Origin of the sequence: Mesorhizobium sp. AR10 (assembly GCF_024746795.1) — a bacterium.
GTDB lineage: Bacteria > Pseudomonadota > Alphaproteobacteria > Rhizobiales > Rhizobiaceae > Mesorhizobium.
Window position 1 is genome coordinate 1,653,831 of sequence record NZ_CP080524.1, and the last position, 19,977, is coordinate 1,673,807.

General features: G+C 61.9%; 23 protein-coding genes. 15 read left to right on the top strand and 8 right to left on the bottom strand.

Annotated elements, in window-relative coordinates:
• Positions 1 to 94: 94 nt before the first annotated feature.
• The 6 genes from LHFGNBLO_RS11540 to phoB all read left to right on the top strand — a co-directional run bounded on the left by LHFGNBLO_RS11540 (position 95) and on the right by phoB (position 6,298).
• Positions 95 to 1,123: a substrate-binding domain-containing protein gene (locus LHFGNBLO_RS11540; protein WP_258607032.1), complete on the top strand. Its 1,029-nt coding sequence runs from the start codon at positions 95 to 97 to the stop codon at positions 1,121 to 1,123.
• Between the two features lie 98 nt (positions 1,124 to 1,221).
• On the top strand, positions 1,222 to 2,688 hold the full coding sequence (pstC, locus tag LHFGNBLO_RS11545; protein WP_258607034.1) for a phosphate ABC transporter permease subunit PstC: 1,467 nt from the start codon (positions 1,222 to 1,224) through the stop codon (positions 2,686 to 2,688).
• A complete protein-coding gene (gene pstA / locus LHFGNBLO_RS11550; RefSeq protein WP_258607036.1) occupies positions 2,685 to 4,001 on the top strand; it encodes a phosphate ABC transporter permease PstA in 1,317 nt (438 codons plus the stop codon). The genes pstC and pstA overlap by 4 nt, the downstream gene beginning before the upstream one ends.
• A gap of 17 nt (positions 4,002 to 4,018) precedes the next feature.
• Positions 4,019 to 4,843, top strand: coding sequence for a phosphate ABC transporter ATP-binding protein PstB (pstB, locus tag LHFGNBLO_RS11555; RefSeq protein WP_258607045.1), 825 nt, complete (start codon positions 4,019 to 4,021; stop codon positions 4,841 to 4,843).
• A 41-nt stretch (positions 4,844 to 4,884) separates the two neighbouring features.
• On the top strand, positions 4,885 to 5,592 hold the full coding sequence (gene phoU / locus LHFGNBLO_RS11560) for a phosphate signaling complex protein PhoU (RefSeq protein WP_258607047.1): 708 nt from the start codon (positions 4,885 to 4,887) through the stop codon (positions 5,590 to 5,592).
• A gap of 16 nt (positions 5,593 to 5,608) precedes the next feature.
• Positions 5,609 to 6,298, top strand: coding sequence for a phosphate regulon transcriptional regulator PhoB (phoB, locus tag LHFGNBLO_RS11565; RefSeq protein ID WP_010911896.1), 690 nt, complete (start codon positions 5,609 to 5,611; stop codon positions 6,296 to 6,298).
• A gap of 15 nt (positions 6,299 to 6,313) precedes the next feature.
• Here phoB and LHFGNBLO_RS11570 read toward each other — a convergent pair whose 3' ends face one another.
• A complete protein-coding gene (locus LHFGNBLO_RS11570) occupies positions 6,314 to 7,558 on the bottom strand; it encodes an ROK family protein (RefSeq protein WP_258607049.1) in 1,245 nt (414 codons plus the stop codon).
• A gap of 373 nt (positions 7,559 to 7,931) precedes the next feature.
• Here LHFGNBLO_RS11570 and xylF point away from each other — a divergent pair, with 373 nt between their 5' ends.
• The 4 genes from xylF to LHFGNBLO_RS11590 all read left to right on the top strand — a co-directional run bounded on the left by xylF (position 7,932) and on the right by LHFGNBLO_RS11590 (position 13,035).
• The gene (gene xylF / locus LHFGNBLO_RS11575) at positions 7,932 to 8,972 is read left to right on the top strand and encodes a D-xylose ABC transporter substrate-binding protein (RefSeq protein ID WP_258607059.1); all 1,041 of its coding nucleotides are present in this window, start codon (positions 7,932 to 7,934) and stop codon (positions 8,970 to 8,972) included.
• A 149-nt stretch (positions 8,973 to 9,121) separates the two neighbouring features.
• Positions 9,122 to 10,450 (top strand): sugar ABC transporter permease, encoded by a 1,329-nt coding sequence (locus LHFGNBLO_RS11580; RefSeq protein WP_258607060.1) that lies wholly within the window; start codon positions 9,122 to 9,124, stop codon positions 10,448 to 10,450.
• Between the two features lie 14 nt (positions 10,451 to 10,464).
• Positions 10,465 to 11,262 (top strand): ATP-binding cassette domain-containing protein, encoded by a 798-nt coding sequence (locus LHFGNBLO_RS11585; protein ID WP_258607069.1) that lies wholly within the window; start codon positions 10,465 to 10,467, stop codon positions 11,260 to 11,262.
• 150 nt (positions 11,263 to 11,412) lie between these two features.
• Positions 11,413 to 13,035 (top strand): CHASE domain-containing protein, encoded by a 1,623-nt coding sequence (locus LHFGNBLO_RS11590; RefSeq protein ID WP_258607084.1) that lies wholly within the window; start codon positions 11,413 to 11,415, stop codon positions 13,033 to 13,035.
• A 91-nt stretch (positions 13,036 to 13,126) separates the two neighbouring features.
• On the opposite strand, the gene LHFGNBLO_RS11595 is transcribed toward LHFGNBLO_RS11590, so the two are convergent.
• The 6 genes from LHFGNBLO_RS11595 to LHFGNBLO_RS11620 all read right to left on the bottom strand — a co-directional run bounded on the left by LHFGNBLO_RS11595 (position 13,127) and on the right by LHFGNBLO_RS11620 (position 16,639).
• The gene (locus tag LHFGNBLO_RS11595; RefSeq protein WP_258607086.1) at positions 13,127 to 13,369 is read right to left on the bottom strand and encodes a YMGG-like glycine zipper-containing protein; all 243 of its coding nucleotides are present in this window, start codon (positions 13,367 to 13,369) and stop codon (positions 13,127 to 13,129) included.
• A gap of 71 nt (positions 13,370 to 13,440) precedes the next feature.
• Positions 13,441 to 13,767: a hypothetical protein gene (locus tag LHFGNBLO_RS11600; protein ID WP_258607088.1), complete on the bottom strand. Its 327-nt coding sequence runs from the start codon at positions 13,765 to 13,767 to the stop codon at positions 13,441 to 13,443.
• Between the two features lie 155 nt (positions 13,768 to 13,922).
• Positions 13,923 to 14,105 carry a hypothetical protein gene (locus LHFGNBLO_RS11605; RefSeq protein ID WP_258607090.1) on the bottom strand — a complete coding sequence of 61 codons (183 nt, stop codon included), beginning with the start codon at positions 14,103 to 14,105 and terminating at the stop codon, positions 13,923 to 13,925.
• Between the two features lie 172 nt (positions 14,106 to 14,277).
• Positions 14,278 to 15,309 (bottom strand): sensor histidine kinase, encoded by a 1,032-nt coding sequence (locus LHFGNBLO_RS11610; protein WP_258607092.1) that lies wholly within the window; start codon positions 15,307 to 15,309, stop codon positions 14,278 to 14,280.
• 150 nt (positions 15,310 to 15,459) lie between these two features.
• On the bottom strand, positions 15,460 to 15,627 hold the full coding sequence (locus LHFGNBLO_RS11615) for a DUF1328 domain-containing protein (protein ID WP_091578592.1): 168 nt from the start codon (positions 15,625 to 15,627) through the stop codon (positions 15,460 to 15,462).
• Positions 15,628 to 15,844: 217 nt separating this feature from the next.
• Positions 15,845 to 16,639 carry a response regulator gene (locus tag LHFGNBLO_RS11620; protein ID WP_258607095.1) on the bottom strand — a complete coding sequence of 265 codons (795 nt, stop codon included), beginning with the start codon at positions 16,637 to 16,639 and terminating at the stop codon, positions 15,845 to 15,847.
• A 217-nt stretch (positions 16,640 to 16,856) separates the two neighbouring features.
• Between LHFGNBLO_RS11620 and LHFGNBLO_RS11625 the strand changes: the two genes are divergently transcribed.
• Positions 16,857 to 17,060 (top strand): NepR family anti-sigma factor, encoded by a 204-nt coding sequence (locus LHFGNBLO_RS11625; RefSeq protein ID WP_258609688.1) that lies wholly within the window; start codon positions 16,857 to 16,859, stop codon positions 17,058 to 17,060.
• 3 nt (positions 17,061 to 17,063) lie between these two features.
• A complete protein-coding gene (locus LHFGNBLO_RS11630) occupies positions 17,064 to 17,615 on the top strand; it encodes a sigma-70 family RNA polymerase sigma factor (RefSeq protein WP_258607097.1) in 552 nt (183 codons plus the stop codon).
• Between the two features lie 54 nt (positions 17,616 to 17,669).
• Here the strand turns inward: LHFGNBLO_RS11630 and LHFGNBLO_RS11635 are convergent, their stop codons facing one another.
• A complete protein-coding gene (locus LHFGNBLO_RS11635) occupies positions 17,670 to 17,990 on the bottom strand; it encodes a response regulator (protein ID WP_413774717.1) in 321 nt (106 codons plus the stop codon).
• Between the two features lie 215 nt (positions 17,991 to 18,205).
• Here LHFGNBLO_RS11635 and LHFGNBLO_RS11640 point away from each other — a divergent pair, with 215 nt between their 5' ends.
• From LHFGNBLO_RS11640 to LHFGNBLO_RS11650, 3 genes are all read left to right on the top strand, one after another.
• Entirely contained in the window at positions 18,206 to 18,967 is a 762-nt protein-coding gene (locus tag LHFGNBLO_RS11640; protein ID WP_258607100.1) for a Crp/Fnr family transcriptional regulator, read from the top strand.
• A 152-nt stretch (positions 18,968 to 19,119) separates the two neighbouring features.
• The gene (locus LHFGNBLO_RS11645) at positions 19,120 to 19,446 is read left to right on the top strand and encodes a DUF883 family protein (RefSeq protein WP_258607102.1); all 327 of its coding nucleotides are present in this window, start codon (positions 19,120 to 19,122) and stop codon (positions 19,444 to 19,446) included.
• Between the two features lie 11 nt (positions 19,447 to 19,457).
• The gene (locus tag LHFGNBLO_RS11650; protein ID WP_258607104.1) at positions 19,458 to 19,916 is read left to right on the top strand and encodes a hypothetical protein; all 459 of its coding nucleotides are present in this window, start codon (positions 19,458 to 19,460) and stop codon (positions 19,914 to 19,916) included.
• Positions 19,917 to 19,977: the final 61 nt, after the last annotated feature.

A 19,977-nucleotide genomic window follows, 5' to 3' on the forward strand; every position in this document is an offset into this window, starting at 1 on the left:
GTCATGCGACTGTAATAATCGGGGGCTATTGGCCTCAGCGGGCGCTTACAGACACTGGCGCCGAGAGACCATCTTCCGAACAGGAGCAGGCCACATGAAGAAATTCCTCCTTACGGCGTCGGCCGCGGCGCTTGCGCTCGCCGCGTCGTCCGGCTTCGCCGCCGCGCGCGACCAGATTCAGGTCGCCGGGTCGTCGACCGTGCTACCCTATGCCAAGATCGTCGCCGAGCAGTTCGGTGAAACCTTTACCAACTTCAAGACCCCGGTGGTCGAATCCGGCGGCAGCGGCGCCGGCATCAAGGAATTCTGCAAGGGCGTCGGCGAAGACACGATCGACATCGCCAACTCCTCGCGCCCGATCAAGGCGGACGAACTCCAGTCCTGCGTCGACGCCGGCGTGAAGGAAGTCCAGGAAGTCCGTATCGGCTATGACGGCATCGTCTTCGCCACCGACATCAAGGGTCCGGACTGGGCGCTGGTTCCCGCCGACATCTACAAGGCGCTCGCCGCCAAGCTCGTCGTCGACGGCAAGCTTGTCGACAATCCGAACACCAAGTGGAGCCAGGTCAATCCGAAGCTGCCCGACTGGGATATCGCTGCCTACATTCCTGGCGAAAAGCACGGCACGCGCGAAGTGTTCGAGACCAAGCTTCTCGATGCCGGCTGCGACAAGGATGCTCTGAAGGCCGCCGGCATTGCCGACGACAAGGAGATCGGCAAGACCTGCATCGCCATCCGCAAGGACGGCAAGGCTGTCGACATCGATGGCGACTATACCGAGACGCTCGCCCGCATCGACTCCAACAAGACCGGCGTCGGCGTGTTCGGCCTCGCCTTCTACGAAAACAATGCCGACAAGCTGAAGGTCGCAACCGTGGAAGGCATCGTACCTTCGACCGAGACCATCGCTGGCGGCACGTATCCGGTATCGCGCCCGCTGTTCTTCTACGTGAAGAAGGCGCATCTCGGCGTCGTTCCCGGCCTCAAGGAATATGTCGAGTTCTTCCTTGACGACCAGATGGTCGGACCGGAAAGCCCGCTCGCCGAATACGGCCTCGTTGCTGCTCCGGACGCCGAGCGTCAGGCCCAGCGTGATGCTTTCGCAGCCGGAAAGTCGATGTAGTCAAACTACCGGATCAGGGCGCGGGCCAAAACCCGCGCCCTGATTTCGCTGCACGCCGCAATGGCGGCTGCGACCAGAGTTTTCCTTGGGGTGGGTCCATGTCTTCCTTGCTCGTACTCGCCATTGTCATTGCCATCGGCCTGGTTGCATTCTTCATCGGCCGGCAGCGTGCCGCCGTGCAGGATGATGGTCGGGTCAAGCCGCATTCGCGTGCCCACTATCACGGCTGGTGGGCTTTCCTGCTTGCTGTCCTGCCCGCCGTTCTGCTGCTTGTCGTCTGGACCATTGGCTCTTCCGTCTATCTCGACCGGCACATTCACGCTGCCTTGCCCGAGCGCACCGTCGACAGCAAGGTTGCCAGCGAGGCGCTCGACGTGAGCCTGGTGAAGAGCCTGGCCAAAGGCCTGCGCAAGCTTGATGCCAACACACAGGCCGCGCTGCCCGCCACCTTCGCCGAATTGCAGCCGCTGCTCGCCGCTAAGGGTGTGGCACTGGCAAGCGATACACAGGATTACATGATCCCGATCGCCGTCGAGGCGAACCAGGTCCAGGACAGGCTCGGCCTGTTCGGTGCTGCCGTCATCCTCATTTTGTCGATCGCCGGCGCCTTCTATGCCCTCAGGCAGATCGCACCGCGTGCAAGGGCGCGCAACAATGTCGAGAAGCTGATGCTGTGGGGGCTGCTCGCCGCCTCGACCATCGCCATCCTGACCACCGTCGGGATCGTGCTTTCGATGCTGTTCCAGACGATCACCTTTTTCGAAAGCGTGTCGCCGATGAGTTTCTTCTTCGGCACGGTTTGGGATCCGCGTTTCGCCGCAGCCGGTTCGGGCGGCAGCCAGGGCCAGTTCGGTCTGATTCCGCTTCTGGCCGGCACGCTCTATATCGCCGCCGTCGCACTGCTGGTGGCGGTGCCGGTCGGGCTGATGTCGGCGGTCTATATGGCCGAGTATGCGTCGCCCAAGGTGCGCTCGGTGGTCAAGCCGGCGCTTGAACTGCTCGCCGGCATACCGACCATCGTCTACGGCATCTTCGCGGTCGTCACGCTCGGGCCGTTCCTGCGCGACCTGTCCGCGGCGCTCACCGGCGGTTCGCCCTTCATCCAGGGCCAGAGCATCTTCACCGCCGGCCTGGTCATGGGTGTCATGCTGATCCCGGTCGTGTCCTCGCTGTCCGACGACATCATCACCGCGGTGCCGCGCGCCATGCGCGACGGCTCGCTCGGCCTCGGTGCGACGCGTTCCGAGACGATCAAGCGCGTCATCCTGCCGGCAGCACTTCCCGGCATCGTCGGCGCCATCCTGTTGACCGCCTCGCGCGCCATCGGCGAAACGATGATCGTCGTGCTGGCGGCGGGCGTCGCCGCCAATCTCACCATCAACCCGTTCGAGGCGATGACGACCATCACCGTCAAGATCGTCAATCAGCTGACGGGCGATCTCGAGTTCAATTCTCCGCAGACGCTGGTCGCCTTCGCGCTCGGCCTGACACTGTTCGCGCTGACGCTGGTGATGAACATCGTCGCGCTCTACATCGTGCGCAAGTACCGGGAGCAGTACGAATGACCGACATCCCCATGGACACGATGGCGGGTGCCGTTGCGCATCCCCGCCGCGACATCGGCCTGAAGGCCCGCTACGCCGCCGAACGCCGCTTCCGCATCTACGGAGTCATGGCGATTTCCGTCGGCCTGGCATTCCTGGCCATCATGCTGATCACCATCGTCTCGAAGGGCTACACCGCCTTCTGGCAGACGACGGTGTCGCTGCCGATCTCCTTCGACGAGAAGGTGATCGATCCCTCCAACAAGCGCGCCACCGATCCGAGCGTGCTGATCAAGGCGAACTATCCCAAGCTTGCCGAAAAGGCACTGATCGCCAAGCTCGGCATCAATCCCGACGACAAGCCGACGATCCAGAAGCTCAAGGGCTTCCTGTCCGAGGGCGCCCGCGTCCAGTTGCGCGACATCGTCGCCGCCGATCCGTCGGTGATCGGCTTGACGCGCGACGTCAACATTCTCGCTGCCGCCAATCTCGACTCGGCCTTCAAGGGCCAGATCGACCTCGGCGTCGAGGAAGCACGCCGCAAGGTTTCCGACCAGCAGATCGCCTGGATGAACAAGCTCAGGGCCGACGGCGCAATGGCAGAGCATTTCAACACCGGCCTGTTCACCTATGGTGCCTCCAGCCGCCCGGAAACCTCAGGCATGGGCGTGGCGATCATCGGCTCGTTCTACATGATGGTGATCGTGCTGCTGCTGGCGCTGCCGATCGGCGTCGCCGCCTCCATCTATCTGGAGGAGTTCGCCAAGAAGAACCGCTTCACCGACCTGATCGAAGTCAACATCAACAATCTGGCCGCGGTGCCTTCGATCGTCTTCGGTCTGCTCGGCCTTGCGGTCTTCATCAACTTCCTCGGCATGCCGCGCTCCGCCGCCTTCGTCGGCGGCCTTGTGCTGACGCTGATGACGCTGCCGACGATCATCATCGCGACGCGCGCTGCCCTTGCCGCCGTGCCGCCGTCGATCCGCTCGGCAGCGCTTGGTCTCGGCGCCTCCAAGATGCAGATGGTGTTCCACCACATCCTGCCGCTTGCCGCCCCCGGCATCCTTACCGGCACCATCATCGGCCTGGCGCGTGCGCTCGGTGAAACCGCGCCGCTGCTGCTGATCGGCATGGTCGCCTTCGTCGCCGATTATCCGACGACACCTTTCGATCCGGCCACCGCGCTGCCGGTGCAGATCTATATGTGGGCGAACGAGGCCGAACGCGCCTTCGTCGAGCGTATGTCGGGCGCCATCATCATCCTGCTCGTCTTCCTCATGGCCATGAACATCACCGCAATCGTGCTTCGGCGTCGGTTCGAGCGGCGCTGGTAGAAAAAAGGCATTTTGGTATGAACATCATGACCGAACAGTCCCTTGAAAACGCAGTGGGCGACAAAATGAACGCCAAGTCGAACGAAGTGATCAAGATGCGCGGCGACAAGGTCGGCGTGTTCTACGGCGACAAGCAGGCGCTGTTCGACGTCAATCTCGACGTCCGCCTCAACCAGGTGACGGCGCTGATCGGCCCCTCCGGTTGCGGCAAGTCCACCTTCCTGCGTTGCCTCAACCGCATGAACGACACAATCGACTCGGCGCGGGTGACCGGCAAGATCACGCTGGACGAAGAGGATATCTACGACAAGAACATCGACGTCGTCGAACTCAGGGCGCGTGTCGGCATGGTGTTCCAGAAGCCCAATCCGTTCCCGAAGTCGATCTATGAGAACGTCGCCTATGGCCCGCGCATCCACGGACTGGCAAAGCGTAAGGCTGACATGGACCAGATCGTCGAATCGAGTCTGAAGAAGGCGGCGATCTGGAACGAGGTCAAAGACCGCTTGCAGGAGGCAGGCACCGGCCTTTCCGGCGGCCAGCAGCAACGTCTGTGCATCGCGCGCGCCATCGCCGTGTCGCCCGAGGTGATCCTGATGGACGAGCCCTGTTCGGCACTCGATCCGATCGCCACGGCTCGCGTCGAGGAACTAATCGACGAACTGCGCCAGAACTACACGATCGTCATCGTCACCCACTCGATGCAGCAGGCGGCGCGCGTGTCGCAGCGCACGGCGATGTTCCATCTCGGCTATCTGGTCGAGGAGGGCGCCACCGACAAGATGTTCACCAACCCCGACGACAAGCGCACCCAGGACTACATCACCGGCCGGTTCGGCTGAGCGGTTCTGACAGCGAAGTTTCAGACACGAGGACGAAGATCATGGGTGAACATACCGTCGCGTCGTTCGATGAGGATCTGGAGCAGATCAGCCAGCTGATCCGCGACATGGGCGACCTGGCCCGCTCGATGGTCAGCGGCTCGACCAAGGCGCTGCTCAATTCGGACAACGCATTGGCGCAGCGTGTCGTTTCCGACGACGCCATCATGGATGCGCGTCAGCGCGAGCTCGACGACCGCGCCATCACGCTAATCGCCAAGCGCCAGCCGATGGCCAACGACCTGCGTGCGGTCGTCGGCTCGATCCGCATGGCTGGCGATCTCGAACGTATCGGCGACCTTGCCAAGAACATCGCCAAGCGCGTCGGCACCGTCGGCCTCAGCGTCACGCCGCGCGACCTCTCGCACTCCATCGATGTGATGGCGCAGCTGGTGCTGGTCCAGGTGCAAGGGGTCATCGAGGAATATGCAGCCGCGGACGCAGCAGCGCTCGCCACGCTCAGGAACAACGACGAGCGCATCGACGTCAAATACACCTCGGTGTTTCGCGAGCTTTTGACCTACATGATGGAAGACCCGCGCAACATCACCGCATGCACGCATCTGTTGTTCTGCGCCAAGAATCTCGAGCGCATCGGCGACCATGTCACCAACATCGCCGAAAACGCCTACTATGTGCTGACCGGTTCACAATTGCCTGCCAATCGTCCCAAGCAGGACGAAACGGCGATGTCCGCGCCGGCGGCATGACAGGGGTGACCAGTCGATGATCGCGCCACGCATCATGGTGGTGGAGGACGAGGAGCCGCTAGGCGTGCTGCTCCGCTACAATCTCGAATCCGAGGGCTACCAGGTCGAGGTGGTGACGCGCGGCGACGAGGCTGAAATCCGGCTGCAGGAAAACGTCCCCGATCTTCTGGTGCTGGACTGGATGGTGCCAGCGGTTTCCGGCATCGAGCTTTGTCGGCGCCTCAGGATGCGGCCGGAAACCGAACGGCTGCCGATCATCATGCTGACCGCGCGCGGCGAGGAGAGCGACCGGGTGCGCGGCCTCTCGACGGGGGCCGACGACTATCTGGTCAAACCGTTCTCGACGCCGGAATTCATGGCCAGGGTGAAGGCGTTGCTGCGTCGCGCCAAGCCGGAAGTGCTGTCCAGTGTGCTGAAGGTCGGCGATATCGTGCTCGATCGCGAATCGCACCGGGTCTATCGCAAGAAGAGCGAAATCCGGCTCGGGCCGACCGAATTCCGGCTGCTCGAATTCATGATGCGGCATCCCGGCCGGGTGTTCTCGCGCAGCCAACTGCTCGACAATGTCTGGGGTGAGACGATCTACATCGACGAACGCACGGTGGATGTGCATGTCGGCAGGCTGCGCAAGGCGGTCAACAATGGCCGCATGCCCGACGTCATCCGGACGATCCGTGGTGCGGGATACGCGATCAGGGAAGACTAGTCGCCCGGTTTGAATTCAGGCCACGTTCTTTCCGGTGACCGTTCGGGCCTGCGCGCCTGGTGCGAAAATCTCCTGGTCGACGAAGCTCAGCGCCCGCATGGCGCAGCCTTCGCGGATCAGCGGCAGTTCATTCGGCTCGGTGTCGAAGGAGATCGATTTCGAATGCTGGCCGCCGGCCGTCTGGGCGATGGCCTCGCGCAGTGCCGGCTCGATCAGGTCGAAAGCGGCGGCGCTGACGCCGACCATGGCGACCGGCGCCGGATCGATCAGCGCAAACAGGCTGCCGAGACCGAAGCCCAGCGCTTCACCAGCCTTGCGGTAGGCCTCGCGCTCCGGCCCGTCTTTCTCACGTGCCGCAGCTGCCAGAGTTCGCATGTCGGCGTCGCTGACGTCGGCGACCGGCTCGGCGTCCTCGCCCAATTGCCTGGCGTTGCGCCAGATGGCGTAGTTGCCGGCATAGGCCTCGACGCAGCCGCGCCGCCCACAACGGCAAAGCGCGCCGCCCGGGCGATGGATCATATGGCCGAACTCGCCGCCCGAGGAATGGGTGCCGGTGAACAACTCTCCCTTCAGCACCAGCCCCATGCCGATGCCGTGCGAGAGCAGGATGGCGATGAAGTCGTCACGGTAGCGGTCGGGATCGCGCCACTGCAGCGCCACCGCCATCATGTTGCAGTCGTTTTCCATCGTGGCCGGAATGCCGAATTCGGCCTCCAGTATGTCGGCGAAAGCAATGTCGGTCAGCGGCGTGATCGGTGACCACAGCATGGCGCGCGCGTGGGAATCGGTGATGCCCTGAATGCCCATCGCAATGCGGGCGATGCTGTGGACGTCGAGATCGGCGTCTTCGAGCCGGCGGCGGACGATGGCGACGCATTCCCCGATCAGTTCGTCGCGCGGCATGCTCAGCGTGTCCAGCCGGCGCTGTTCCTCGGCGACCAGCTGGCCGGCATAGTCGATGACGGCGACGGAAAGGAAGTTGAGCGACAGCACCACGGTCATGACCGCCGCGGCTTCCGGATTGAGGCCAAGGCCGACTTGCGGGCGGCCGCGTTTCAGCGCGACAGCCTCGCTGGCCTTGCTCTCGGCCAGGATGCCTTCCCCGATTAGGTCCGAGGAAATCGCCGATATGGTCGAATGGCTGAGACCGGTGGTTGCGGCGATCTCCGTGCGCGACGGCTGGCCGGCCCGGCGCACGGCCGAAAGCACCATCGCCCGGTTGCGCCGGCGCAAGTCGTCGTGGCGGATTCCAACCGACATGGTTCTGTCTTCCTCCCGGTCGTCGTCGCGGCCTCTCTTGATCGTATAGGCCGTCGGCGACGCCTAAAGTGCGTTGCGTCTGAATGGACTCACGCGACGCATTTTAGGGTATAGTTCCTGTGCGTGTCGTCATCCCAAAACCACTGCGCACTTTGGGCGACACGCCGTAGCAAATATTGGCAGAAGCAGGGGAGCCTGTCATTATTTATTCCGAGCCTCGAAAAAAAGTCACCAGCACATCAAAATCCATCAGAATCGATGTTGACAGTGCTCTGGTGTTAGATCAGTATTTTTTCGGGGCTCGAAAAAATAGAGCCTTGTGCCGGCCTTCGGGCCAGTTTGGTCGCGCCGCACGCGGCGCAGGGAGGATATTATGAAGAGATTCGCAGCCGCCATCCTGGCGGGTGTCGCCATGTCGCTGACGCTCGCGTCGGTCGCCCAGGCGAAGGACAAGGTCATTGGCGTTTCGTGGTCGAACTTCCAGGAAGAGCGTTGGAAGACCGACGAAGCCGCGATGAAAGCGGCGATCGAGGCCGCCGGCGACAAGTATATTTCCGCCGACGCGCAGTCCAATCCCGGCAAGCAGCTGACCGACGTCGAGAGCCTGATTTCGCAAGGCGCCAACGCGCTCATCATCCTTGCGCAGGACGCCTCGGCCATCGGGCCGGCGGTGCAGAAGGCGCTGGATGAAGGCATCCCGGTCGTCGGCTATGACCGGCTGATCGAAAACAAGGATGTGTTCTATCTGACCTTCGACAACAAGGAAGTCGGCCGCATGCAGGCCCGCGAAGTGTTCAAGGTGAAGCCGGAAGGCAATTACGTCTTCATCAAGGGCTCGGGTGCCGATCCGAATGCCGATTTCCTGTTCGCCGGCTCCATGGAAGTGCTGAAGGACGCCATCGACAGCGGCAAGATCAAGAATGTCGGCGAGGCCTATACGGACGGCTGGCTGCCGGCCAACGCCCAGAAGAACATGGAGCAGTTCCTGACCGCCAACGACAACAAGGTCGATGCGGTGGTTGCAGCCAATGACGGCACCGCCGGCGGTGTCGTCGCCGCTCTGACGGCGCAAGGGCTGGCAGGATCGGTTCCGGTGTCGGGCCAGGATGGCGACCATGCCGCACTGAACCGCGTTGCATTGGGCACGCAGACCGTGTCGGTGTGGAAGGATGCACGCGAACTCGGCAAGAACGCCGCCGAGATCGCCTCGCAGCTGGCCGCTGGCACTGCGCTCGACAAGATCCCGAACGCCGTGAAGTTCACGACGCCTGGCGGCAACGAGACCAACTCGCTGTTCCTGACGCCGATCGCGATCACCAAGGACAACCTCAACGTCGTCATCGATGCCGGCTGGATCAAGAAGGACGAGGTCTGTGCGGGCGTCGCCGCGGGCAGCGTCGCGGCCTGTAACTAAAACCGAACCGGATCCCGGTTCGATCTCGGCGCCGCGGCTCCAAAGCCGCGGCGTTTCTCAAGGGGCTTTCCGCTTCAAATGACTGCGGAAAGCAAATAGCATCGTGTTTCCGGCATCCGCGCCAGACGGCAAACCGGTGGGAGGACATCATGACCGACACTGCCAACACGCCGGTCGCCAATACGCCGGCAGACCGGGCGCGTGCATCCGAACTCAGCACCGTCGGACGCTTCCTCAAGGCAACCGAGCTCGACACGCGCATGCTCGGCATGGTGGGCGCGTTGCTCGTCATCTGGGTGGGCATTCACATCCTGTCGGGCGGGCTTTTCCTGACGCCGCGCAATCTCTGGAACCTGTCGGTGCAGACCTCCTCGGTCGCGATCATGGCGACCGGCATGGTGCTGGTCATCGTCATGCGCAACATCGACCTTTCGGTTGGTTCCGTCGAAGGCGTGATCGGTATGATCATGGGCGTGGCACAGGCCGAATTCCTCATTCGCGTCATCGGCTTCCAACTTGGAGATCCCTGGCTCTGGATCATCGCGCTGACCGCCGGCGTGGTGCTCGGTCTCCTGATCGGCGCATTCCAGGGCTTCATCATAGCCTATCTCGAAGTTCCTGCCTTCATCGTAACGCTGGGCGGCCTGCTGGTCTGGCGCGGCGCAGCCTGGCTGGTAACCAACGGGCGCACGGTCGCGCCACTCGACGCCACCTTCCAGCTCATGGGCGGCGGACCACGGGGTTCGATCGGCGCCACTGCCAGCTGGATCGTCGGCGTCGTCGCTTGTGCGGCGGTTGCCTTCGCGCTGCTCAACGGCCGGTCGCAGCGCAAACGGTTCAAGTTCCCGTTGCGTCCCGTGTGGGCCGAGACCTTGCTTGGCGTGGTTGCTTGCGTTGCCATTCTTGGCGCCGTCTGGATCGCCAATTCCTATCCCTGGCCGATCGGCATCGTGCGCCAGTACGCCCTGCAGAACGGCATCACCCTTCCCGAAGGCGGTTTGTTCATCGCCCATGGCATCGCCATACCGGTGCTGATGGCGATCACCGTCGGCATCGTCATGACCTTCATCACCAAGCGCACCCGCTTCGGCCGCTATGTCTTCGCCATTGGCGGTAATCCGGAGGCCGCCGAACTTGCCGGCATCAACACACGCTGGGTGACCATGAAGGTGTTCATGATCATGGGCGTGTTGGCCGCGATCAGCGCGGCGATCTCGTCGGCCCGTCTCAACGCGTCGACCAATGCGCTGGGCACGCTGGACGAACTCCTGGTCATCGCTGCTGCCGTCATCGGCGGCACGTCGCTGGCGGGCGGCGCCGGAACGGTGATGGGCGCCATGCTCGGGGCGCTGCTGATGCAGTCGCTGCAGTCGGGAATGGTGCTGCTCGGCATCGACTCGCCGCTGCAGAGCATAGTCGTCGGCGCGGTGCTCGTCGTTGCCGTCTGGCTCGACACCGTCTACCGCAAGCGGGTCTAGGGAGGAGAACGATCATGGAAAAAACTGCTCCCACAGGCACGCCGCTGATCGACATGCGCAACATCTCGATCGCCTTCGGCGGCATTCGCGCGGTCGACGATGCCTCCGTCGATCTTTTCCCGGGCGAGGTCATGGCGCTGCTCGGCCACAACGGCGCAGGCAAATCGACGCTGATCAAGATCCTGTCGGGCGCCTACAAACGCGACGCGGGGCAGATCTTCGTCAATGGCCAGGAGGCCGCGATCTCCAATCCACGCGATGCCAAGAAATATGGCATCGAGACGATCTACCAGACGCTGGCGCTTGCCGACAATGTCGACGCCGCCGCCAACCTCTTCCTCGGCCGCGAGCTGATGACCGGCTGGGGCACGCTCGATGACGTCGCCATGGAGGCCGAGGCCCGCAAGGTGATGGGCAGGCTCAATCCGCGCTTCCAACGCTTCAAGGAGCCGGTGGTAAAGCTGTCGGGCGGCCAGCGGCAGTCGGTGGCGATTGCGCGCGCCATCCTGTTCAATGCCCGCATCCTGATCATGGACGAGCCGACGGCGGCACTCGGGCCGCAGGAAACGGCGCAGGTCGGCGAACTGGTCAAGCAGCTCAAGGCCGACGGCATCGGCATCTTCCTGATCAGCCACGACATTCATGATGTGTTCGAACTCGCCGACCGTGTCTGCGTGATGAAGAACGGCCAGGTCGTGGGCACGGCGCGCACCACCGATGTTACCCAGGACGAGGTGCTCGGCATGATCATCCTGGGCAAATGTCCGCCCGGCGCCATTCCCGGGCCGGGCGCGCTCAAGATCGCCGCCTGAAGGTGCTGTCTCTGGCCTGACCACGTCTAGTAAGCCGGCTAATTCTCGGCGATGTGATATGCCAGCCGTCACGATGATTTGGCCGCGCCATTGTGTTGCCGCGGGGACTTGCCCATAAAGGCCCGAAACCGTCATGGGCCGCATCCTCCGTTGAAGAAGTTTTTCCCGATCGTCGCCTTCATTGCCGTCGCGCTCATCAGCCTGACGATGGCGGGATTCGCCTATTTTGCCACGCAGGAAGCGGCGCGCATCAAGTTCGCGGCGACGGCGGACGACGCGCTCAACCGGATAGAGAGCCGCATCGACCTGCATCTGTCGCTGCTGCGCTCGAGCCGGGCGCTGTTCGACGCCCGCAATGGCGACATTTCGCAAAGCGAGTTCAAGGCGTTCTTCAACGCGCTCGATGTCGACAAAAATTTTGCCGGCCTGCGCGGCATCGGCTTTCTCCGGTTGGCGAAAACCGGTGACGAGGCGGCGGTCGAGCGCGACATCCTGCACGACCATGGCGTCGCCCATGCGGTCTATCCGGACACGACGCTGCCGTGGCGCACGCCCATCTTCATGTTCGAGCCGCTGGACCCATCCAACCAGTCGAGCATCGGCTTTGACATGTTCACCGAACCGGTGCGGCGGGAGGCAATCGAAAAGGCGATGGCTGACGATCAGCAGCACGCGAGCGGACTCCTCCAACTCGGTCAGGGTACCGGCGCTGCGCAGACCTTTACCGGGTTCCTGGTTTTCGTCCGGCTCAATGTCGAAACCGCGCCGGACGTCATCAATGCGTCGAGATCCTCGACCTCAGGCTTTCTCTATGCGGCCTTCCGCGCCCGCGATCTGTTCCAGACCGCGCTTAGCCGGGCGCCGCTGCTGCCGGTCAACACGGAAATCTTTGATGGCAAGGTGGATGCCGGCAATCTCTTGTTCCAATCGGAAACGCCGCCGGTTGCAATCTTCGGCGACCGGCTTCTGGTCACGCGCGAGATCACCGTGGCCGGTCGTCCATGGACCGTCCTGTTCAGGCCGACAAGCGCCTTCTCGCCACCCTCCTCGCGCGCCATTCCGGTGATGCTCGGCCTGTTCGGCCTGATGCTGGCAGGCGCCATTGCGCTGGTGGCTCGTTATCAGGAGCGGGCCTATGACGCGGTGTCGCTGCTGCACGAAACAACCGAAAAGAGCCTGATCGAAAAAGACCTGATGCTGCAGGAAATGAAGCATCGCATCAAGAACTCGATCACGCGGGTGCTGGCGATCGCTCGCCAGACGGCGTCGCGTGCCACCGATGTCAACGAATTCTCGGCGTCCTTCTCGGCCCGACTGCAGGCGATGGCGGCTTCCCAGGACATGCTGACGCGCTCGCGCTGGCAGAAAGCCGATCTCGGCGATCTCTTGCGCATCGAGCTTGGCCAGGTGTTCGGAAAGGAGCTTCCCGAAGGAATTTTGTCAGGGCCGGAGGTTCTTCTCGATGAGACGACGACGCAGGCGCTTGGCTTGACCTTTCATGAACTGGCAACGAATGCGCTGAAATATGGCGAAGCCGGCAATTCGGTTGGCGCGCTCAAGGTCGACTGGTCGATGGAAGGGCGCGGACCTGACAGGACACTGGCTCTCAACTGGCGCGAGGCCGGGCAGACGAAGCTCGAACCGCCAGCAAAAACCGGCTTCGGCACCAAACTGATCGACCTCAATGTCACGCGCGAATTGCGGGGCACGATCAAGCGCGATTTTCGTGCTGACGGGCTGAATGTGGAAATCAGGATTCCGCTGTCGGCCTGAAATTCCGCCGCAAGCGGGTCATTCCCAAACACAAAACAAACGGAGACCGGCTCAGCCGGTCTCCGCGTTGATTGACGCGTTCTGATACGGATCAGCAGCGAGCCGTGTAGAGACGGCCGCGGTTGTCGCGATACTGGCAATAGCCATTGCGCAGGTTGCGCACCAGCAGACCGGAGCCGGCACCGACAGCTGCGCCGATCAGCGCACCCCTGCCGCCGCCAATCAGGCCGCCGGCCAGCGCGCCGACACCAGCGCCGACACCAACGTCCTGCTCGGTCGTGCTGCAACCGCTGACTGCGATCACGGCAACCATGGCAATAATCATTTTCCGCATAGAGTCACTCCTCGCTTTGTGTCCTTCCAGCCGTCATCTAGCATGAAATAACGGCCTTTGCCCGCTCGATTTTATTGTTGGCTAATATAGTCTTTTTCGGTGCGTGTGTCGTTTGAAGCAACCACAAGGTTGGAGACTTCCAGAGAAGCGGCAAGCGTGCCGTCCGGGCTTACGTTCCAGACGACCTGGTCGTAATCGTCTTCCAGCGCCGGATCGACGGCAAGGCATTCGGCCACGATGTGCGGTGCCTGGCCCTGCAGGTCGCTCAAGGCAAAAGGACGTTCGGCAGTGCATTCGGCAACGGTTTCGAAAACACTCACCGGCACCGGCAGTTCGCGGCATTCGGTCATGTTGTTCGAACAGCCAATGACCAACAGCAAAGCAGCAATATGTTCCATAACGGCAAGTCCTCTCGCCATAAGAACGGGCTACATTCGCCAAAGTTCCTGCGACGGCGGCGTGAGGCTGAACAATTGCCAGTTTGGGAAAGCTACAGGCGTGTCAGCCTATTCGTTGCAGCGCAGAGACCGGTGCGAAGACGTCCAGATTCCGATCAGTTCAACTGGAATGCCGCGATCAACACGAGGACCGCGACAAGCGCGATGACGACGAAGCGAAGTGACGGATGCGAAATACGCGGCGAGGGCAAGGCAGATGCTTCAAGGTCCTGAAATCCGCCCATCGAGACACGGGCGGCCTGCTCCAGCCTGTTCATATCGGCAACCGTCAAGACCATTCCTCCCATATTACGCTGCAAACCATGGCCGAAATGTCCGGTGCATCGGCAGTATCTGGGAAAAACAGCATCGGACTTTATGGTGAACAGCTGGTTAAATTGCACTGCTATTATGCGCGCGCTTTTTCAAAGCGGTCATCATCTATTCGATCAGTCGGCATCATCTATTTGATCAGTCCGTCTCGAAATTGCCATGTGGGACGACGAGGCGGTATTCGAGACGATCGCTGGTGATCTCAAGCGTCGCCGTACCGTTCAAAGAGGAGGGCACGACGCGTTCGAGCGCAACGCTGCCAAAGCGCTTCTCGTTGCGCCGCTGATTGTCGTTGGCTCCGATGGTTTCGGCCCAGGTCAGCGACAAAGCAGGCTTGTCGGCCGAAGCGGACGTCAGATTGGCTGTCACCTCGACGAAGCCGTCCGGTCGCGACAGGGCGCCGTAACTCACCGAATTGACGGCGAGTTCATGCATCGCCAAGCCGATATGCAAAGCGGCATTGGGATTGAGATATGGATTCTCGCCCCGGAAACGCAGGCTGCGCGCTGGGTCGCCACCGTAGCGGCCGACCTGGCCGGCCACGAGTTCGCGAAGGGCCGCTCCACGCCAGTTGGATGATGTTACCAGGTCCTGGGATGAGGCCAGCGATTGCAACCGACCGCGAAAGCGTGTGAGGAAATCACCGACTGTTTCCGAGTAGCGGCCGGTCTGGGTGGCGATGCTCTGGATGATAGCCAGGAGGTTCTTCGAGCGGTGGCTGACCTCGCGCAGCAAGGTCTTCAGCGTTTGCTCGCGGCGTTTCTGCTCGGTTGTCTCAACCATGGTGGTGACAACGCCCTGGACGTCGCCGCCATCGCCATGATCGGCATCGATCCACACCTGGAACCAGCGCATGCCGTCGTCGGTCGGGACGCTGAGTTCAAGGCGTTCCGTATTGCCGGACGCGATGACGTCGCGTTTGGCAGCGCCGATGCGCGCTGCCAGCGCCGGCGGCAGTATGCCGTTGCTGTCGGCGGTGTCGGCAGCCCATGGCGCGCGCATATTGCGCGCCCATACCGTCTTCAATTCGCGGTCCTGGTAGAGAACGGAAATGCCGGCATTGTGCAGGGCGTGGAGAAGAGCTCGGCCAAGTTGCATGCCGCTTTCGGCCGGATGCAAAGCGATGATCTCATCACTCTGCTCGTTCATGTCTCCGGCTTGGGAACGCATCCATCACCTGTCTACCCAACTCAGGCTGAACGGTTCATTCCGAAATGGGTTCCAAAAACGGTCCGCCGGGCGGCATCCGGTGAGGACACCGCCCGGCGGTGGCTGGAAACCGTTTGAGGGGTGCGGCTTCCAGTGTTCAGTCGCGGTTCTTCACGACGCCCGTTTGAACAAGCCGGCGAGAAGCGAGATGATCAGGAAGGCGAGAAAGATGAAGAACAATATCTGCGCTATGCCGGCCGAGGTGCCGGCGATGCCGCCGAAACCAAGCGCGCCAGCGATGATCGCCACGACGAGGAATACGAGCGCCCAGTAAAGCATGATCCATCTCCATCAAAATGGTGTAAGAAAACGTGGTTCGTTGCCGTTTGTTCCACCATTTACCGAAAAAGACGATCCCCTGGAATCATTGTCGGGTCGATATCGCAGGCCCAAAGGACGCTGCGAAGCTCGACGCCAATAACCCCATTCGATGCATCGCACCGAGTGGTATTGGCGTCAGGCGTCATTCCATGCAGGATACTGGCGGCAAGGCGCTCTAGGCGGCGGCTTTCGCTTGGCGGTCGAAAAATAGTGCCTGGCTGATCAGAGCCTTGACCATGTCCGGATTGAACGGCTTGGTGACGAGGAAGGCCGGTTCCGGCCGCTCGCCGGTCAACAGGCGCTCGGGAAAGGCGGTGATGAAGATCACCGGCACCGATGTCGACGACAGGATCTCATTCACTGCATCGATGCCTGAACTGCCGTCGGCAAGCTGGATATCGGCCAGCACCATCCTTGGTCGCGTCTTGCCGAACATCATAACCGCTTCGGCGTGGGTGCGCGCCGTTCCGACGACGCGATGGCCGAGGCTTTCGACCATTTCCTCGATGTCCATGGCGATCAGCGGCTCGTCCTCGATGATCAGCACATCGGTTGCCACCTGGCGGGAAATCTCGTTGCTCGCCTGTGCGAGAAGTTCGGAGAATTCACGGTCGCCGACATCGAGAATCTCCGCCGCCTCGTCTTCACTGAAGCCTTCGACGGCCACCAGCAGGAAGGCCTGGCGGGGGCGCGGCGCAATTGCATTGAGATTGGCCGCGGCGCGCTGTTCCCACGCCGACTGCGCCTGCTCCTGCGGCACGCGGATGGCGATCGAGGTGAAGAGCTTGGCGAAGACCTTATAAAGTGCGATGCGGTCGTTCGATGCTTCCGGAAAGATGTCGACATCGGCGATGATGGCTTCGAGCATCGCGGCGACCAGCGCGTCGCCACTCTCCTGTGATCCGGAAACAGCGCGCGAGAAGCGGCGCAGGAACGGCAGGTGCGGAGCGATGGTTGCAGATAGGCTCATGAGACGTCTCCCTCAGATGACGCGATTGCATAGATTCCAGGTCAAGCTGATTGCAAGCCCCGAAGACACAAACGCCGGTTTTCGCAAAAAGTTCCGTTGCTGTGGAACTAATGCAAGACGAAGACGTTTCGGGATCGGGATGGGCAACCAGACGAAGGTGCCGCTTGCCTTGTGTTATGTGTTGGAGAGCGGCTCGGGTGCTGGGAATAAGGGCGAAATGAAGGAAATGACGAAAGATACAATGGCTGGCGCTGCAGACAGGCGCCGGGCTGCTTCCGGTGACCCGCTCGGGCCGAACTCGGAAATTGGCCGCAAACTCAAGCAATATTACGACGAGCTTGTCTCCGACAATGTGCCGGATCGCTTCTCTCAGCTGCTCAGCCAGCTGGAGCAGGCCGAACCCGCACAGAAAAAGGACTGAGACATGGCGGCCGTCTCCCAGGGCTTCAAGACCGATCTGCTCGGCTCGATCCCGAGCCTGCGGGCTTTTGCCGTATCGCTGACGCAAAATGCCGACAAGGCCGACGATCTGGTGCAGGAAACGCTGGTCAAGGCCTGGGACAAGCATGAAAGCTTCCAGCCGGGCACCAATCTCAAGGCATGGCTGTTCACCATCCTGCGCAATGAATTCTATTCGCAGATGCGCAAACGCGGCCGTGAGGTGCAGGACAGCGACGGCATCATGACGGCCAGGCTCGCTGTTCATCCGGCCCAGCACGGTCAGCTCGATCTCAAGGATTTTCGCGGCGCGCTCGAGCAATTGCCCGAAGATCAGCGGGAGGCAATCATCCTCATCGGTGCGTCGGGTTTTTCCTACGAGGAAGCCGCCGAGATCTGCGGCTGCGCGGTCGGAACGATCAAGAGCCGCGTCAGCCGTGCCCGCACGCGGCTGCAGGAAATCCTGAAGATTTCGGGTGAAGACGAGTATGGCCCGGATGCAATCTCGGCTCAGGTGACGGGATCGAACGCCGCCTGATCGCGACGGCGTGGGCCGGGCTTGACCCGAGGGTGAACCGGTGTGCGAGCAGCATCACGCCGCAGACCGACGTCCACAGGCCGCCGCCACCGCCTCGACGAGATCGTCTCCCGAATAGGGCTTGGTGACCAGCCTGACGCCCGGAAAGGACGCCTGGATTTCGTCCGCGTCCGAATAGCCCGAGGCGAAAACGAAAGGCACGCCCGATTGGCGCAGCTGTAAGGCGAAATCGCGCGTTGACGCACCGCCCAGCATGAGGTCGACGATGGCCGCGTCGAATCGCGTGTCAATCTTCTGCTGATCGATCTCGGACAGATCGCGGGCGATGACAACCTCGCCGGCGCCATAGTCGCGGCAAAGCTGCTCGACATCCATCGCGATCAGGAACTCATCCTCCAGGACAAGAATCCGCAGTCCGTCAAGCAATGGGCGCACGTGGCGAAGTCTCCTTGAAACGTAGGGAGTCATGATCGCTATTTGGCATCCTGTCATTTAAAAAAGACATGCCAATGGCGGACGGCGGAACCTCGTTCCTGGCAGGACGTTTGCAGTCAGCCTCCTTCTGAGGAGGCTTTCGAAGAGGGGTCGAAATGTCTGGCCAAAAAGGTCGTTCCTTCTCCAGCCGTCAATATCCGTGCGAGAATTGCCCGCTGCGGCCGTTGCCGGTGTTCCGGGAGTTCGAGAAGCAGGAACTCGTCTTCGTCAGCAAGTTCAAGAAGGGCGAACTGGCCGTCGACAAGGGCGCCACGGTTCTGGTCGAGGGCAGCCACAGCGCCCACCTCTACACGGTGCTGTCGGGCTGGGCCTTCCGCTACAAATTGCTGTCGGATGGCCGCCGCCAGATCCTGAATTACTCCATGCCAGGCGATCTCATCGGCTTGCAGGGCAGCCTGCTGGGCGAAATGCAGCACTCGGTCGAGGCGCTGTCGCCGATGCTGCTGTGCGTCTTCGAGCGCGAAAACCTGCACGAACTCTATCGCAACCATCCGGGCCTTGCCTACGACATCACCTGGATCGCGTCGCGGGAGGAGCGCATGCTGGACGAGAACCTGCTCAGCATCGGCAGGCGCAGCGCTGTCGAGCGCACCGCCTATCTCATCGCCTTCATTGCCAGCCGCGCCGCAGTGGTTGGGCTCAACGGCAAGGCCCCTGTCCGGATCCCGATCACACAGCAGCACATTGCCGATACACTCGGTCTGTCGCTGGTCCACACCAACAAGACGATCCGCAAGCTGATCGACCGCAAGCTGATCAACTGGCGCGATGGCGGTTGCGAAGTGATCGACAGTGACGGGCTCAAGGGGCTCGCGCGCTGGGAAGGGTTGAGCGAAGGACGCCGGCCCCTGATCTGAGGGCCGCGGCCGCGACATTCGGCCCGGGCTGGACTCGCGTCGAGAAAGGTCTTTTCATGGACCCTGTTCCGATTTGGAAACCTCAGAGCGTATCTTCGGAACCTTGACGTGCATCAGGCGTTTGAAACCAAGCAAACGCAAGGAGTTAAGCAATGGCAACTGCCGCTGGAAAAACCGCTGGTGAAAGCCGGGCCAATTCGGATCTCGAAGCCGACATCAGGCAATTGAAGGCCGATATCGAAAAGCTCACCAAGCAATTGGCCAAGACCGGTGAGCATGGCTATGGGACGGCCCGGCGCGCCGCTACCGAAGGCGTCGAGCAACTGCGCGCCCAGGGCGAAGCCGCCTTCGACAGCTTGCGCAGCAACGCCAAGGATATCGAAGCGCAGATGATGGCGAGCGTGCGCGAGAAGCCGGTGACGTCACTGGCGATCGCAGCCGGCGTCGGCTTTCTCTTCGCGCTTCTCGCGCGGCGATAATCCCTGTCCAGATGGGAATGCTGGCAACGCTGATCTCGGCCCTCGCCTCTGGCGAAACCGTAGCTGCCATACGCCGCGCGCGCACGGCAGCCATTGTCTATGCGATCGCTGCGCTCGCAGCATTTTGCGGCCTCGGGTTTCTCATCGGGGCGGCTTACATCTGGGCAGCAGGCCTCTATGGTCCGATGTTAGCGTCTATCGGCTTTGGGGTAGGCTTCCTTGTGGTCGCCGGGCTAATTCTGCTCATCCATTGGATATCGGCAGGTTCACGCGCACGGCGCCGCGCCAGGCGGCGAAATGCCGACATGAAGGCGATCGGCATCACCGCAGCGCTCGCCGTGCTGCCGGCACTGCTCAAGGGGAAGGGCGGTTTGGGTGTGGTTCTCGGCCCGGCGGTGGCGCTCGCCGCCTATGCCATCTATCGCGAAAACACGAAACCTCGCGCGGATGACGGCAGCGACGAGAAGTAACACAGGGATCTTCCTGTTCGCATGATCTCTTCCGAAAACCGGCTTCAACTTTTTGCTATGC

Bases quoted from the DNA above. Each gene is read 5' to 3' on its own strand.
- LHFGNBLO_RS11540 (WP_258607032.1), top strand. From the start codon at position 95: ATGAAGAAATTCCTCCTTACGGCGTCGGCCGCGGCGCTTGCGCTCGCC.
- pstC (WP_258607034.1), top strand. From the start codon at position 1,222: ATGTCTTCCTTGCTCGTACTCGCCATTGTCATTGCCATCGGCCTGGTT.
- pstA (WP_258607036.1), top strand. From the start codon at position 2,685: ATGACCGACATCCCCATGGACACGATGGCGGGTGCCGTTGCGCATCCC.
- pstB (WP_258607045.1), top strand. From the start codon at position 4,019: ATGAACATCATGACCGAACAGTCCCTTGAAAACGCAGTGGGCGACAAA.
- phoU (WP_258607047.1), top strand. From the start codon at position 4,885: ATGGGTGAACATACCGTCGCGTCGTTCGATGAGGATCTGGAGCAGATC.
- phoB (WP_010911896.1), top strand. From the start codon at position 5,609: ATGATCGCGCCACGCATCATGGTGGTGGAGGACGAGGAGCCGCTAGGC.
- LHFGNBLO_RS11570 (WP_258607049.1), bottom strand. From the start codon at position 7,558: ATGTCGGTTGGAATCCGCCACGACGACTTGCGCCGGCGCAACCGGGCG.
- xylF (WP_258607059.1), top strand. From the start codon at position 7,932: ATGAAGAGATTCGCAGCCGCCATCCTGGCGGGTGTCGCCATGTCGCTG.
- LHFGNBLO_RS11580 (WP_258607060.1), top strand. From the start codon at position 9,122: ATGACCGACACTGCCAACACGCCGGTCGCCAATACGCCGGCAGACCGG.
- LHFGNBLO_RS11585 (WP_258607069.1), top strand. From the start codon at position 10,465: ATGGAAAAAACTGCTCCCACAGGCACGCCGCTGATCGACATGCGCAAC.
- LHFGNBLO_RS11595 (WP_258607086.1), bottom strand. From the start codon at position 13,369: ATGCGGAAAATGATTATTGCCATGGTTGCCGTGATCGCAGTCAGCGGT.
- LHFGNBLO_RS11600 (WP_258607088.1), bottom strand. From the start codon at position 13,767: ATGGAACATATTGCTGCTTTGCTGTTGGTCATTGGCTGTTCGAACAAC.
- LHFGNBLO_RS11605 (WP_258607090.1), bottom strand. From the start codon at position 14,105: ATGGTCTTGACGGTTGCCGATATGAACAGGCTGGAGCAGGCCGCCCGT.
- LHFGNBLO_RS11610 (WP_258607092.1), bottom strand. From the start codon at position 15,309: ATGCGTTCCCAAGCCGGAGACATGAACGAGCAGAGTGATGAGATCATC.
- LHFGNBLO_RS11615 (WP_091578592.1), bottom strand. From the start codon at position 15,627: ATGCTTTACTGGGCGCTCGTATTCCTCGTCGTGGCGATCATCGCTGGC.
- LHFGNBLO_RS11620 (WP_258607095.1), bottom strand. From the start codon at position 16,639: ATGAGCCTATCTGCAACCATCGCTCCGCACCTGCCGTTCCTGCGCCGC.
- LHFGNBLO_RS11625 (WP_258609688.1), top strand. From the start codon at position 16,857: ATGAAGGAAATGACGAAAGATACAATGGCTGGCGCTGCAGACAGGCGC.
- LHFGNBLO_RS11630 (WP_258607097.1), top strand. From the start codon at position 17,064: ATGGCGGCCGTCTCCCAGGGCTTCAAGACCGATCTGCTCGGCTCGATC.
- LHFGNBLO_RS11635 (WP_413774717.1), bottom strand. From the start codon at position 17,990: ATGGATGTCGAGCAGCTTTGCCGCGACTATGGCGCCGGCGAGGTTGTC.
- LHFGNBLO_RS11640 (WP_258607100.1), top strand. From the start codon at position 18,206: ATGTCTGGCCAAAAAGGTCGTTCCTTCTCCAGCCGTCAATATCCGTGC.
- LHFGNBLO_RS11645 (WP_258607102.1), top strand. From the start codon at position 19,120: ATGGCAACTGCCGCTGGAAAAACCGCTGGTGAAAGCCGGGCCAATTCG.
- LHFGNBLO_RS11650 (WP_258607104.1), top strand. From the start codon at position 19,458: ATGGGAATGCTGGCAACGCTGATCTCGGCCCTCGCCTCTGGCGAAACC.